The following is a 12,862-nucleotide window of genomic DNA, read 5'->3' on the forward strand; positions in this document are numbered from 1 at the left end:
CTGCTGACATGACTGCCCCGATCCTGCGCCGCCTGGCTGATCTGCGCGCCAAGACGGCGGACTGGCGCCGCGCTGGTGAAACCATCGGCCTGGTGCCGACGATGGGGGCGCTGCACGCAGGCCACCTGTCGCTGGTGGAGGCCGCCAAACAGGCCTGCGACCGGGTGATCGTGACCATCTTTGTGAACCCCAAGCAGTTCAACAACGCCGAGGATCTGGCGAATTACCCGCGCACCGAAAACGAAGATGCGGAAAAGCTCGCGCCCTATGGCGTTGATCTGATCTATGTGCCGGACCCGGATCAGATCTACCCCGATGGCTATGCCACCAATGTCTCCGTCGGCGGCAGCATCACCGCGGTGATGGAGGGCCCCTTCCGCCCCGGCCATTTCGACGGGGTTGCGACGGTAGTGGCCAAGCTGTTCCTGCAGACCAGCGCGGACAAGGCGTTTTTCGGCCAGAAGGACTATCAGCAGCTGATGGTGGTGACCCGCATGGCCCGCGATCTGGATATCCCGATCGAGGTGATCGGCTGCGAGACCGTGCGCGAGCCGTCGGGCCTTGCCATGTCCTCGCGCAACCTGCTGCTGCCGGAAGAGGCGCTGGCCAAGGCCGCGGCCCTGAACGCGGCCATGCGCGAGGCGGCCGCCAAGGCCACCGCCGGCGAACCCTGGGAACCGCTGGAAGCCGCCGCGCGCCAAGCGCTGGCTGAGGCAGGGTTCGGCGACGTGGAATACTTCGACCTGCGCTGCGCCGAAACGCTGGAGGCACTGGAGACCCCCTCCCGTCCTGCCCGTCTTCTGGCCGCCGCCTGGCTGGATGGCATCCGTCTCATCGACAATATCGCGGTTCCTCAACTAAATTCTTAGTAGGGGCTGGCAGCGGTAACACTTTTACGTTTATGCTCTCCGGTCAGAGGAGACTGGAGGGCAGCCGATGACCTATATTCTGGCAATTGATCAGGGCACCACGTCGACCCGGGCAATCCTGTTTGATGCGGGAATGCAGGTCGCGGGCACCGCACAGCAGGAATTCACCCAGCATTACCCGCAGGCGGGCTGGGTGGAGCATGACCCGGAGGAGATCTGGGAGACCACCGTCGCGGTCTGCCGCAAGGTGATGGCGGACCTGGATGTTTCGGCCAAGGAGATTGCCGGCATCGGCATCACCAACCAGCGCGAAACCACCGTGGTCTGGGACAAATCCAGCGGCAAGGCCATCCACAACGCCATCGTCTGGCAGGACCGCCGCACCGCCGCCATCTGCGAGGAACTGCGCGCAGCGGGCCATGCTGACATGGTGGCTGACCGCACCGGTCTGCTGCTGGACCCTTATTTCTCCGGCACCAAGGTGAAATGGATCCTCGACACGGTTCCGGGCGCGCGGGACCGGGCCTCGGCGGGGGATCTGCTGTTCGGCACCGTCGACAGCTTTCTGATCTGGCGCCTGACCGGCGGCGCCTCCCACGTGACAGACGCCACCAATGCCGCGCGCACGCTGATGTATGACATCCGCAAGGGTCGCTGGAGCCGCACCATCAGCGATCTTCTGGACGTGCCGCAGCAGATGCTGCCGGAGGTGAAGGACAGCGCCGCGGACTTCGGCACCACCGACCCGGAAATCCTGGGCGGCGCTGTGCCGATCCTTGGCGTGGCGGGCGACCAGCAGGCGGCCACCATCGGCCAGGCCTGTTTCCAGCCGGGAATGATGAAATCCACCTATGGCACGGGCTGCTTTGCCCTGTTGAATACCGGCGATCAGCCGGTTGTGTCCAAGAACCGGATGCTGACCACCATCGCCTATCAGCTGGACGGCAAGCCCACCTATGCGCTGGAAGGCTCGATCTTCATCGCCGGCGCTGCGGTGCAATGGCTGCGCGACGGGCTGGGCATCATCGAACAGGCTGCTGAGTCCGGCGAACTGGCCCTGCGCGCCGACCCGGGCCAGGACGTGATCCTGGTGCCCGCCTTCACCGGCCTCGGCGCACCCTATTGGGAGCCGGAATGCCGCGGCGGCATGTTCGGCCTCACCCGCAACTCCGGCCCCGCGGAATTCGCCCGCGCCGCGCTGCAAAGCGTTGCCTACCAGACCCGCGATCTGTACGAGGCGATGCGCTCCGACTGGGAGGACGACAGCCACCACACCGTGACCCTGCGCGTCGACGGCGGCATGAGCGCCAGCGACTGGACGATGCAAAGCCTGTCGGACCTGCTGGGCGCAGCCGTCGACCGCCCGGTGATGCAGGAAACCACCGCGCTGGGCGCCGCCTGGCTGGCGGGGATGCGGGCCGGGATCTATCCGGATCAAACCGGCTTTGCCGACACCTGGAAGCTCGACCGCCAGTTCGCGCCGCTGATGCAGCCCGCTGCGCGCGAGGCAGCATATGCCCGCTGGCAGCGCGCGGTGCAGGCGGTGATCGGGGTATAAAGCAGCAGGCGGGGCGCTCCCGCCTGTTCTGCCGCATTCAAAGAATGCGCCTCACAGTTGGGCGTGGCGCCGCGCTTTGCGCGGCGCTTTTTTGTCTGCCGAGACGCGGTTCAAGGGCAGGGCTGCCCTTAAACGCGCCTTGCCGGGGGTCTGTGCCTCCATCCGTGCCTCAAGGGTGAACTGTGCCTGCAGCAAGGCGGCGGTGCCGCCCTTGACCCGCGGCTGGCCGCAGGCAGGCCTCAGCTGACGCGCGCGCCTGCCGGGAGGGTCGGGGGGCGGGCGTTCAGCTCTTCGATGGAGAAGCCCGCAATGGATTTGTACTTGGCGGCATGGGAGGCCAGGTCCGCCTGCGGGATCACCTCGCTGATGTCCCCGAAGTCGCCGCCGCAGAGGTCCTCAACCCGCTGCAGCACCCCGTCCGGCCCGCCGCCTGCGCGGTTGGCGAGGCCCACGGCCGTGGTCACCGGGCGCACGTCTGCCTCATAGGCCTGCAGCGCCGCGGCGCTGATGCCGTGCTGCAGCAGCTTGGCGCCGATCACCCGCGCGTCGACGATGGCCTGGCTGGCCCCGTTCGACCCCACCGGATAGGTCGGATGCGCCGCATCTCCCATCAGCGTGACGTTGCCGTCCGTCCAGCGCGCCAGCGGGTCGCGGTCCACCATCGGGTATTCATAAACCACCTCTGCCTCACGGATCAGGCCGGGCACGTCGATCCAATCAAATTGCCAGCCCTCGAAGTCCGGCAGGAATTCAGTGATATCCGCGGGCCGGTTCCAGTCCTCCCGGCGCCAGGGCGCTGAGGGGTCAGAGCTCTTTTCCGCAATCCAGTTCATCGTGACGCGGCCGTCTGCGTCCGGCTGGGAGATCGGATAGGCCACCAGCCGCAAATGGTCGTGGCCGATCATCGCCATCGCTGCGCCGCCCTTGAATCCGGGCGCCCGCGTAGTGGCCCGCCACAGGATGCGGCCGTTCCAGATGGGCGCGCCTTCCTCCGGCACCATCTGCGCGCGCAGGGCGGAGTGGATGCCGTCGGCGGCGACCACCAGCGCGCCGTCGATCCGCCGCCCGCCTTCCAGCAGCAGCGCGGCGCCATCCGCGGTGTTTTCAAACCCTGCCGCCCGGGCGCCGGTCTTGAAACAGTCCGCCCCGGCACGCTCTACCAGCGCGCGGTAGAGCATCATCTGCAACTCGCCCCGGTGCACCGAATACTGCGGCCAGGCATAGCCCGCGCCGGTGCCGCGCGGCTCCTCCCAGATCGTCTTGCCCAGCTTGCTGTAAAACCCCAGCTGCCGGGTCCGGACGCCAATCGCGTCCAGCTCCGCCTCCAGCCCCAGGTCGAACAGCTCCCGCACCGCGTTGGGCTGCAGGTTGATGCCAACCCCCATCGGCTTCAGCGCCAGCGCCGCCTCAAAGATCCGGAACGGCACCCCTATCTGGTGCAGGGTCAGCCCCAGGGTGAGCCCGGCAATGCCGCCGCCGGCGATGAGGATGGACATGATAAGTATGCTCCCTAATTCTGCGGGCAGATAACCACGGCGCAGGCAGCAGGGCAAGCGGACAGAGGGGGGAAAGTGTTCAGCGCCGTCCGGCGATGATCAGGTCGGGGCCGAAAATCACATCGGCATAGTTGTGCAGGTAGATCTTCAGCCAGGGGGTGAAGCGTTCGGGATGGCGGCTCACCTCCGCCAGCAGGTCGTGGTAGTCGACCCACCGGGTCTCCATTACCTCATCCGGGTTCGGGGTGACCTTCAGCGGGCGGTGGGCATGAGCCAGGAACACATCGACCGCTTCATGCTCGACCAGCCCGTTGCCGACATCGGCGCGGTATTCCAGGTGGTGGCGGAATTCGGGGTACAGCCCGGTGATCCCCAGCTCCTCCTGCATCCGCCGCACCGCGCAGGCCGAGGCCTGCTCCTCCCACATCGGATGGGTGCAGCAGGTGTTCGCCCACAGGCCCGGCGTGTGGTATTTGCCCATCGCCCGGCGCTGCATCAGGATTTCGACGCCTTTCACCACAAAGACGGAAACCGCCTTGTGTTTCAGCCCGCGCTCATGCGCGGCAAGCTTGTCAACAGGTGTCAAATCGCCGTTCACCCAGGCGGGGATCATGTGGCTCATGCTGTGTCCGTGACGTGTTTCCCTGGCCGGCCTGCCGCAATTGCGATGGCCTGGCTCCTACCGCTAACGCCTGCCGGCGCCGAAAGCAATTACGCGAAAAGCCGCGGCGAAAATGCCGCGGCTTTGATGCAGTGCTTGCCGGAAATCCGGGCGTTATTCGGTGGCCGCTTCCTGGCCTTCCTCAGCTTCGGCACCCTCTGCCGGGGCCGGGCCGTGGCTGGCCAGGAAGGCATAGATGTCTTCGCCGCCCTTTTTCAGGCGGAATGACATTTTCGACTTGGCCTTTTCATTGCCGGTTTCGGCCCGCAGGAATTTCTTGGGGTCGGTGGTGAAGGCAACAAATTTCTCTTCATCCCAGACCAGGCCGGCCTCGCCTGCGGCGGTCAAGTCATCGCTGTATTTAAAGCCTTCCACGGCGCCTGCAGTGCGGCCGGCAACACCCCACAGGTTGGGGCCGGTCTTGCCGCCCTTGACGATCACGTCGCCGTCATCCGACACGACCATGTGGCAGGATTTGCATTTGTTGAACCCCTTTTCGCCCTTGGCCGGGTCGCCTTCGGCGAAGGCGGGGGCGGCAAGGAGGCCGAAAATGGCGGCTGTTACGAGAGGTTTCATATTGCTTGCTCCGGTTATGAGTTGGCACGTGTGACTCATGATCCAATAGCCCGCAGTGTCAACCGGCAGTTTGACGCGCATCAAAGTTCCGGCAGGAAACTGCGGCAATTCAGGGGGCTGACCAGCAGGGCAGCAGATCGCCGGGTTCCGGGCGGGCGTGAAAGACCGCGCGGGCGATGGCCCGGCTGAGGCACAGCGCAGCGGCATGGCACAGCGTTTCAAGCTCCGCGTCCGCAGCCTCCAGCGCCCGCGTGCCGGTGCTGGCGGCAAACACCAGATCACCGTCGCCGGGGGTGTGCGCGGGCACGATGGCGCGGCCGATGCCGTCATGCGCCGCCGTGGCCAGCCGCTGGCACTGCGCCTTGCTGAGCGCCGCATCGGTGGCGACGATGGCAATGGTGGTATTGGCGCGCTCCGGCGGCAGCGGGGCACCGCCCGGTTTCTGGATCGCCTCGATCTTGCGGCTGCGCAGATTGCGGCCCAGTCCGGCGGCCGTGTCCGGGCCAAGCCCGCCAAACTCATCCCCGATTTCAAACGGCGCGGCCCAGAAATGCCGCTCGCCCGGGGTGGTGACGGCGCCCAGCGGATTGGCCGCCACCAGCGCGCCCACGGTGACGCCGCTGTCCAGCACCAGGGAGGCGGACCCCAGCCCGCCCTTCAGCATCGCTGTCAGCGCGCCGGCTCCGGCCCCGGCAGTACCAAGGCTGAAGTCCTCCGCCGCCGCCTCGAACGCCGCCCGCCCCAGGGCGCGGTAGGGATTCTGATCCCACGCCTTGTCCCCGCCGTTCAGCAGATCAAAAAGGATCGCGCCGGGCACCAGCGGCACCCGCGCGGGGCCAACCGGAAATCCGCGGCCCGCCTCGTGCAGCGCGTCCATCACGCCGGAACAGGCGTCGAGCCCGAAGGCAGAGCCGCCCGACAGCACCAGCGCGTCGATCCTGGCGACCGATTTATCGGGGGCCAGGAGGTCCGTCTCCCGCGTGCCCGGCGCGCCGCCCATCACATGGACCGAGGCGGTAAAGGGGGCATCCGCGGTCAGCACCGTGGTGCCGGATTTCAGCGCGGCATCCTGAGCGTTGCCGACAAGAATGCCGGGGACGTCCGTTATCAGGTTCCTGGGGCCGGGGAGCATGGCAGGCGGTCCTTTTTCTGAATGAAGCGCGCTGGCGCGCGCTGCCTCCTGCGGGAGTATGTGCCGCAAAGAAGAATACGGAGGCTAGATGCAGCGCCCGCCGTCCACCTCCATCGCGACACCGGTCACCATGCTGGCCTCGTCCGAGCACAGGAAGCAGGCGGCGTTGCCCATGTCCTCAGGCGTTGAAAACCGGCCGATCGGGATGGTCGACAGGAACTTGGCGCGCACTTCCGGGGTGTCCTCGCCCATGAAGGATTTGAGCAGCGGCGTTTCCCCCGCCACCGGGTTGATCGCGTTCACCCGCACCCCATGCGGCGCCAGTTCCACTGCCATCGTCTTGGTGGCGGTGATCATCCAGCCCTTGGAGGCGTTGTACCAGTTGAGGTTGGGGCGCGGCGACACGCCGGCGGTGGAGGCCACATTCAGGATCGCCCCCGCCTTGTTCGCCTTCATATGCGGCACCAGCGCACGGGCGGTCAGGTAGACGGACTTCATGTTCACACCCATGACCCGGTCAAAGTCGTCCTCGCTGATCTCCTCCAGCGGGGCGGGCAGATGGGTGACGCCGGCATTGTTGACCAGAATGTCCACCCGGCCAAAGGCCGCCAGCGCCGCCTCTGCCATCTCAGCGACCGAAGCTCCGTCCGAGACATCCACGGCCTGCGCAATCGCATTGCCGCCCAGTTCCGCCGCCATGCCCTCTGCCGCGGCACCGTTGATGTCGGCAATCATTACCCGGGCGCCTTCGCTCAGAAACTTGCGCACAATGCCTGCGCCAAAACCCGAGGCGCCGCCGGTCACGATGGCGGTTTTTCCTGCCAGCCGCATGATTTCCCTCCCAAACTGTTTCGCGACAGAATGCGGGGAGCGGGCGGCGGACGCAATCCCATGTCAATCCGGGTCGATCTTACCGCGCGTCTCTTTCAGCGCCCCGCGCTGCTTCTTGGCGTCCAGCCGCCGCTTGATGGAGCCGCGGGTGGGTTTGGTGGCAATCCGCCGCTTCGGCGCCACCAGCGCCTTGCGCACAAGCTCTGCCAGCCGCTCCCGCACGATCTCGCGGTTCCTTTGCTGCGAGCGGGTCTCGTCGCATTGCAGGATGATGGCGCCGTCCTTGGTCCAGCGGCGGCCTGCCAGCCGCTTCAGCCGGGATTTGACCGCGGGCGCCAGCGCCGGTGAGCGCGCGGCCTCGAACCGAAGTTCAACGGCGGTCGCCACCTTGTTCACATTCTGCCCGCCCGGGCCCGAGGCGCGCACAAAGCTCTCGGTCATTTCCCAATCCTGCAGGGAGATTTCATCGTTGATGCGGATCATGGCTCTTTATGAAACGGCGGCCCGAAAATCGAAAGGGCTGTTCCCACACGCGGGAACAGCCCTTCGAGATGATAGGAGGTGCACCGGTTAGGTCGGCACCAATTCAGGGGTCTATACGTACCAAGGGCTGCCTCGGCCGCACACCTTCTGAACTGTTCCGGCACTGCTCTCCATAGCTTCTCTAGACAATGGGCACCTCCTTTCTGATGTTTCGTGTGATCTCAGCCTGCCACAGATTCGGTTAATGTCAAAACAAAATCATGTGGTCTTTGCGGTAAGCTTACGCACGATGATGCGGAAGGGCACAAGCGCCAGCAGCGCCAGCGACAATTTCACCAGCCAATCGGCCACAGCCAGCGAGACCCACAAGGGAGTTTCAGGGCCGGTGCCCAGCAGCGGCAGGACCTCGCCAGCCCAGGACACGTCATTGACCGGTTCCAGCCAGCTGAGCGCGGCCGAAAACGCCACGGTAAAGAAAATCGCGGTGTCCACGGAGGAGCCGATCAGGGTGGAAGCCAGCGGCGCCCGCCACCACTTTCCTTCGCGCAGGGCAGAGAACACGGCCACATCCAGCATCTGCGCGGTGAGGAAGGCAAGGCCGGAGCCAAGCGCGATGCGCAGCGTGACTGCCGGGTAGGTGAAGCCATCGCCCTGCAGCATGATCCGGGTGCCGATGAGCGAGCAGATCACCCCGGCAACAAAGCCGGCAGCCACCACTTTGCGCGCGGCGGCGGCGCCGTAGACGCGGTTCATCACGTCGGTGACAAGAAAGGCGATCGGGTAGGTGAAGGCGCCCCATGTCAGCCACTGGCCGAACAGGAATTGCACCAGGATGTTGGAGGCCACCACCACGGCGGCCATGGCAAGAATGCCGGGGATATGCGAGCGGGTCATGGATCGGATCCGTTTGTTTCGGGGCGCGCGGGACGCGGTGCGCGGCAGCAAAAGACCGGCCCCTTTAAAATGCTCCGGCCCTTGGTGCAAGCCTGTGGTGCAAGCCTTCCGGCTGCAAGGGGGGCTTCCGCCCGTGCGCGGTGCATTCGGGGAATGCCCCCCTCCCGGTTGGGCCGGGCGCCGCTGGCGCGGCGCGGGGCGCTGATCAGCGGGGCAGGGCGTATTCCACCAGTTCCGTCCGCTGCAGCGGCAGGAAGTTGTCGTCGGATACCATGGTGGCGCGCAGCCGCCCGGTGTCATCGGTCCAGACCGACAGCCCCTCAAGATTGTCGTGGGTGCCGGGGCCGGTCTGCAGCAGGACTGTCTCGTTCACCGGGCCGGCGGCTGTCATGTCCCAGCGGCGCAGGCGGCTGCGGAAGCCCAGAAAGGTCAGGTCCCGCTCCAGCAGGTAAAAGCGCCCGTCAGGCCCGAAATCGGCATCCACCGGCAGGAAGCTGCCCGAGGGCGGCAGGCTGAAGGGGCGCGACCAGCGCCGCCCGTTCCAGCGCCAGACCGGGATCTGCCCGTTCTGGTCATAGGCCTGTTCCGGCAGCGTGTAGAGATGGCCGCGGGAATCGATGGCCAGGGTTTCCAGCGACTTGTTGGGCGGCAGCTTGCGGAAGGCCTTGGGGCGCGGCAGCACCTTGGCGCGGCCCTCGGGGCGGCGGTAGCGGACCACCCGCGCGGGCCCCTCAAAGGAGATGTAGCGGCTGCCGTCCGGCGACACCGCCAGGCCTTCGCTGTCTCCAGCAAAACCGCGCAGCACCTTGCCGGTGGAGGCCCGCAGCCCGTGGGCGCGCTGCGCGGTCACCCCGGAAATGGCGCCGTGGCTGCGCTGGATGCGGGTCGTCACCAGGGTGGCGCGGTCGCTCAGCACCGTCATCACCGTGCCGCCCTCGCTGAGCTTGAGCGCGGAAAAACCGCCGAACCACGGCTGCTTCAGCTTCCAGGTGTAGCTGCCCAGATACTGCGCCTTGGGCGCCACGGCAGCGGCGGGCCGGCTGACGGCAAAGGCCGCCGCCGTCAGACCGGCAGCGGCGGCCAGGGCCAGGGTCAGTTTGAGTGCAGAACGGCGGCGCATTGCTGGGGCAGGTCCGATAGGGTGTAGTCCCGCCGAGGTTTAGGCTTTGGCGCGTTGGGGTCAACCGGTTTCGGCGGCGGCGGGTTCAGGATGTTGTTCACCCACTGCTGCGCATCGGCGCAGCCGTCGCCCTTGGGCGGGGCCGCCTGGTCCACACAGCCGCGGGCGCCGCGGGGACAGGCCAGCCGCACGTGGAAGTGGTAGTGGTGCCCCCACCAGGGCCGGATCTTGCGCAGCCAGCGGCGGTCGCCCTTCTCGTCGTTGCACATCTGCACCTTGGCGCCGGGGAACACGAAAATCCGCGCCACCCGCCTGTCCTTGGCAGCGGCCTTGAGGATCTCGTGATGCGCCCGGGTCCAGCTGGAGTTCACATAGGCGCCCTTGGCCCGGCGCATGGAGATCGAGGAGATGTTCTCGCGCGCGCTGCGGCTGAGGTTCAGCCGGTCCGGCGGGCGCATCCAGATGTCGATGTCCAGGCCGATCTGATGGCTGCGGTGGCCCGACAGCATCGGCCCCCCGCGCGGCTGGCTGATGTCGCCGATATACAGCCCCTTCCAGCCGCGCTGTTTCGCCGCCACGCGGCTCAGGTCCTTGACGAAGTCAATCGCCGCCGGGTGCCCCCAGTTGCGGTTGCGGCTCAGCCGCATCGCCTGCCAGGTGGGGCCGGTTTCCGGCAGCTGCTCGGCGCCGGCAACACAGCCCTTGGCGTATGAGCCGAAGGGGGCCGGACGATGCGGGGAGGCGACCGGTTTGGCCCCGAACAGGGCCTTGGCGGGGGTCTGTGCGCTTGCCGGACTTAGTAAACCAGCAACCGCTAAACATGTGGCAAATAACAGTCTCAACCCTGATCTCCTTCTCCTTGAACCCAGAATAACAGTATCAATCCGATCAGAAACAGCCCGATGACGGGCGTGATCCCCAGCCGGGCGCTGCCGGTCAGCGTGGTCGCCAGGCCGATCAGCGCCGGCGCCAGAAACGCGGTGGCGCGGCCCGACAGGCCGTAAAGGCCAAAGCTTTCGGTCGCGTCCCTGGGGCTGGTGTGGCGCACCATCAGGCTGCGGCTGGCCGCCTGCAGGATGCCGCCGAAGCCGCCGATCAGCACGCCGCAGCCAAAGAACACCATATCCGGCAGCGTTGAGCCTTCGGCCAGTGCGAAGCCGAAGACCTGGGTGCGTGACATGCTGACGATGATCAGGCAGACGAATGACAGCACCAGGATCGCGGCGATGATCACCGGCTTGGGGCCGAACCGCCGGTCCGCCTTGCCGCCCAGCCAGCTGAACAGGGTGGCGGCAAAGGCTGCGACAATGCCGAAGATACCGATCTGGGTGATCTCCCAGCCCAGCACCAGCTTGGCGTAGACGCCGCCAAAGCCGTAAAGCCCGTTCAGCGCATCGCGGTACAGCATTGAGGACCCCAGGTAGCTCGCCAGGCTCAACCGGCGGCGCAGGCCGGCGACCAGCTTGACCACCATCTGCCAGGCCTTGCCCAACGTCGCCTTGCGGCCGGTCGCGCCTTGGTCCTTCACCCACAGGAAATAGGGGATCATGAAGATGGCAAACCAGATCGCGGTAAAGGGGCCTACGGCGCGGGTGCCTTCCTTGGCCTCCGCGTTCAGGCCCAGGGCCGGGGTAAGGCCGATCAGGGTTTTGCCGCTGCTTTGCTCGACAAACAACAGCAGCATGATGAACAGCGCAACCACCCCGCCCAGATAGCCAAAAGCAAAGCCCGAGCCGGAAATGGCGCCCACATCCTCGCGGCTGGCCAGCGTCGGCAGCTGCGCGTTGACAAAGATCAGGGCAAATTCGGCACCGATAAAGCCAAAGCCGAAGCTGACCAGCATCCACCACAGGTTGCTGCCCGCCGGGTCCATGTACCACAGGCCCCAGGCGCCGATCAGATACATCAGCGAAAACACCATGATCCAGGGCAGGCGCCGCCCGGTGATATCCGCCAGCGCGCCCAGAAACGGCGCCCCGAAGCCAATGATCAGCCCGGTCACGGTCAGGCACATCGACCAGACGGTCTGCGCCTGCGCCTTGGCGGCTTCGCCCTCCATCCCCAGGCCCATGAAATGCTCGGCGGCGACGGCGGCAAAGAACGGGCTGAAGACAAAGGTGACCAGCAGGGTCTGATACGGCTGGCTGGCCCAATCGAAAAACCACCATCCCCAGATCCGCTTGCGCGTGGACACCTGCTGCATACCCGGCCTCTTATTATTGTTGCCTTCAGGTATGGCAGGCGGGCAGGGGCCTAGGCAAGCCCGTCCTGCATCGGCGGCCAGGGGCGGCCCGCATCCGCCTGGCACCAGTCCTTGATCCAATCCGGCAGCTCGGGCGAGGCTTCCGCACCCTGTCCCAGCGCCTCCAGCACCTTGGCGGGCGGCACGATGCCGTTCTTGTCCGTCACCGCGGTGCGCAGCATCACATGGCTGGCGCAGTCGCCGTTTTTCTTCCACATGGATTGCTCGACATAGATGAATTTCTCATCCCAGCCAGCCGCGCGGCTGCGCATTTCAAAGCGCTCGAACCCCCGGATACGGCGGCGGTAACGCACCGAGGACCCCGCCACTGTCAGACCCCAGCGGTTCCTCTTCAATGCGCCGATCAGCCCGGCCCGCTGTGCCAGCATGGTGCGGCCCAAATCGTAAAGGGTCATGGTGCGGCCGTTGTTCAGCTCCATCCACATATCCAGATCCCAGGGCCAGCAGATGTGGCTGGAGACATGCAGGCCGGTGATCGGCAGCCGCTCCATCCGGCTGGCCAGAACGGTATCCTTGATCAGGCGGAAAATCGGGTACATCGCACGGCGCTCCTGTTTCGCATGTGCCCGTGATGCCACCCGTTTACAGCGCGTCAACCGCAACCTCGCGGAAGCCTTGCGTATTTCCTGCCGGCTGCTTACCTGTGTGGCTGTTCGAAAGAGGAAAGATAACAGATGGTCTCGCTGTTCCAAATCCTGATGCTGATTCTGGACATTGTCTGGTTCTTCATCATTGCCCATGTGATCATGAGCTGGCTGATCAACTTCCAGGTGCTGAACCTGCACCAGCAGCTGGTGGCCCAGATCTGGTACGGGCTGAACCGGATCCTGGAACCGCTTTACGCTCCGGTGCGCCGCGTGATCCCGAACATGGGCGGGATCGACCTGGCGCCGCTGGTGGTGCTGGTCGCGGTCTATGCGCTGCGCATCATCCTGGTGAACAACATGGCGGCGTTCTACTGATGGATCTTCCGCCCGGC

At 65.9% G+C, this 12,862-nt stretch carries 14 protein-coding genes; 3 read left to right on the top strand and 11 right to left on the bottom strand.

The window, feature by feature from the left end:
- Window positions 1-8: 8 nt before the first annotated feature.
- Window positions 9-869: a pantoate--beta-alanine ligase gene (gene panC, locus CAER_RS0114790; RefSeq protein WP_027236094.1), complete on the top strand. Its 861-nt coding sequence runs from the start codon at window positions 9-11 to the stop codon at window positions 867-869.
- Between the two features lie 67 nt (window positions 870-936).
- Entirely contained in the window at window positions 937-2,427 is a 1,491-nt protein-coding gene (glpK, locus tag CAER_RS0114795; RefSeq protein ID WP_027236095.1) for a glycerol kinase GlpK, read from the top strand.
- 239 nt (window positions 2,428-2,666) lie between these two features.
- Here glpK and CAER_RS0114800 read toward each other — a convergent pair whose 3' ends face one another.
- From CAER_RS0114800 to CAER_RS0114850, 11 genes are all read right to left on the bottom strand, one after another.
- On the bottom strand, window positions 2,667-3,923 hold the full coding sequence (locus CAER_RS0114800; RefSeq protein ID WP_027236096.1) for a flavin-dependent oxidoreductase: 1,257 nt from the start codon (window positions 3,921-3,923) through the stop codon (window positions 2,667-2,669).
- A 79-nt stretch (window positions 3,924-4,002) separates the two neighbouring features.
- Window positions 4,003-4,545 carry an isopentenyl-diphosphate Delta-isomerase gene (idi, locus tag CAER_RS0114805; RefSeq protein WP_027236097.1) on the bottom strand — a complete coding sequence of 181 codons (543 nt, stop codon included), beginning with the start codon at window positions 4,543-4,545 and terminating at the stop codon, window positions 4,003-4,005.
- Window positions 4,546-4,698: 153 nt separating this feature from the next.
- Window positions 4,699-5,160 carry a c-type cytochrome gene (locus tag CAER_RS0114810; protein ID WP_027236098.1) on the bottom strand — a complete coding sequence of 154 codons (462 nt, stop codon included), beginning with the start codon at window positions 5,158-5,160 and terminating at the stop codon, window positions 4,699-4,701.
- Between the two features lie 109 nt (window positions 5,161-5,269).
- Entirely contained in the window at window positions 5,270-6,292 is a 1,023-nt protein-coding gene (locus CAER_RS0114815) for a P1 family peptidase (protein WP_027236099.1), read from the bottom strand.
- An 84-nt stretch (window positions 6,293-6,376) separates the two neighbouring features.
- On the bottom strand, window positions 6,377-7,123 hold the full coding sequence (locus tag CAER_RS0114820) for an SDR family oxidoreductase (protein ID WP_027236100.1): 747 nt from the start codon (window positions 7,121-7,123) through the stop codon (window positions 6,377-6,379).
- A 63-nt stretch (window positions 7,124-7,186) separates the two neighbouring features.
- Window positions 7,187-7,606 (bottom strand): alternative ribosome rescue aminoacyl-tRNA hydrolase ArfB, encoded by a 420-nt coding sequence (arfB, locus tag CAER_RS0114825; protein ID WP_027236101.1) that lies wholly within the window; start codon window positions 7,604-7,606, stop codon window positions 7,187-7,189.
- 258 nt (window positions 7,607-7,864) lie between these two features.
- The gene (locus CAER_RS0114830) at window positions 7,865-8,500 is read right to left on the bottom strand and encodes a queuosine precursor transporter (protein ID WP_027236102.1); all 636 of its coding nucleotides are present in this window, start codon (window positions 8,498-8,500) and stop codon (window positions 7,865-7,867) included.
- 205 nt (window positions 8,501-8,705) lie between these two features.
- Entirely contained in the window at window positions 8,706-9,620 is a 915-nt protein-coding gene (locus tag CAER_RS0114835) for an esterase-like activity of phytase family protein (protein WP_027236103.1), read from the bottom strand.
- On the bottom strand, window positions 9,593-10,462 hold the full coding sequence (gene mepA, locus CAER_RS0114840) for a penicillin-insensitive murein endopeptidase (protein WP_027236104.1): 870 nt from the start codon (window positions 10,460-10,462) through the stop codon (window positions 9,593-9,595). Before mepA ends, CAER_RS0114835 begins: the two co-directional genes overlap by 28 nt.
- Window positions 10,459-11,856 carry an MFS transporter gene (locus CAER_RS0114845; protein ID WP_409359727.1) on the bottom strand — a complete coding sequence of 466 codons (1,398 nt, stop codon included), beginning with the start codon at window positions 11,854-11,856 and terminating at the stop codon, window positions 10,459-10,461. Before CAER_RS0114845 ends, mepA begins: the two co-directional genes overlap by 4 nt.
- Before the next feature lie 17 nt (window positions 11,857-11,873).
- Window positions 11,874-12,422, bottom strand: a complete 549-nt coding sequence (locus CAER_RS0114850) for an acyl-CoA thioesterase (RefSeq protein WP_027236106.1) — start codon at window positions 12,420-12,422, stop codon at window positions 11,874-11,876.
- Between the two features lie 135 nt (window positions 12,423-12,557).
- Here CAER_RS0114850 and CAER_RS0114855 point away from each other — a divergent pair, with 135 nt between their 5' ends.
- Window positions 12,558-12,845: a YggT family protein gene (locus tag CAER_RS0114855; protein ID WP_027236107.1), complete on the top strand. Its 288-nt coding sequence runs from the start codon at window positions 12,558-12,560 to the stop codon at window positions 12,843-12,845.
- Window positions 12,846-12,862 lie beyond the last annotated feature (17 nt).

The organism is Leisingera caerulea DSM 24564, from assembly GCF_000473325.1.
GTDB classification, from domain to species: Bacteria; Pseudomonadota; Alphaproteobacteria; order Rhodobacterales; family Rhodobacteraceae; genus Leisingera; species Leisingera caerulea.

Bases quoted from the DNA above. Each gene is read 5' to 3' on its own strand.
- panC (WP_027236094.1), top strand. From the start codon at position 9: ATGACTGCCCCGATCCTGCGCCGCCTGGCTGATCTGCGCGCCAAGACG.
- glpK (WP_027236095.1), top strand. From the start codon at position 937: ATGACCTATATTCTGGCAATTGATCAGGGCACCACGTCGACCCGGGCA.
- CAER_RS0114800 (WP_027236096.1), bottom strand. From the start codon at position 3,923: ATGTCCATCCTCATCGCCGGCGGCGGCATTGCCGGGCTCACCCTGGGG.
- idi (WP_027236097.1), bottom strand. From the start codon at position 4,545: ATGAGCCACATGATCCCCGCCTGGGTGAACGGCGATTTGACACCTGTT.
- CAER_RS0114810 (WP_027236098.1), bottom strand. From the start codon at position 5,160: ATGAAACCTCTCGTAACAGCCGCCATTTTCGGCCTCCTTGCCGCCCCC.
- CAER_RS0114815 (WP_027236099.1), bottom strand. From the start codon at position 6,292: ATGCTCCCCGGCCCCAGGAACCTGATAACGGACGTCCCCGGCATTCTT.
- CAER_RS0114820 (WP_027236100.1), bottom strand. From the start codon at position 7,123: ATGCGGCTGGCAGGAAAAACCGCCATCGTGACCGGCGGCGCCTCGGGT.
- arfB (WP_027236101.1), bottom strand. From the start codon at position 7,606: ATGATCCGCATCAACGATGAAATCTCCCTGCAGGATTGGGAAATGACC.
- CAER_RS0114830 (WP_027236102.1), bottom strand. From the start codon at position 8,500: ATGACCCGCTCGCATATCCCCGGCATTCTTGCCATGGCCGCCGTGGTG.
- CAER_RS0114835 (WP_027236103.1), bottom strand. From the start codon at position 9,620: ATGCGCCGCCGTTCTGCACTCAAACTGACCCTGGCCCTGGCCGCCGCT.
- CAER_RS0114850 (WP_027236106.1), bottom strand. From the start codon at position 12,422: ATGTACCCGATTTTCCGCCTGATCAAGGATACCGTTCTGGCCAGCCGG.
- CAER_RS0114855 (WP_027236107.1), top strand. From the start codon at position 12,558: ATGGTCTCGCTGTTCCAAATCCTGATGCTGATTCTGGACATTGTCTGG.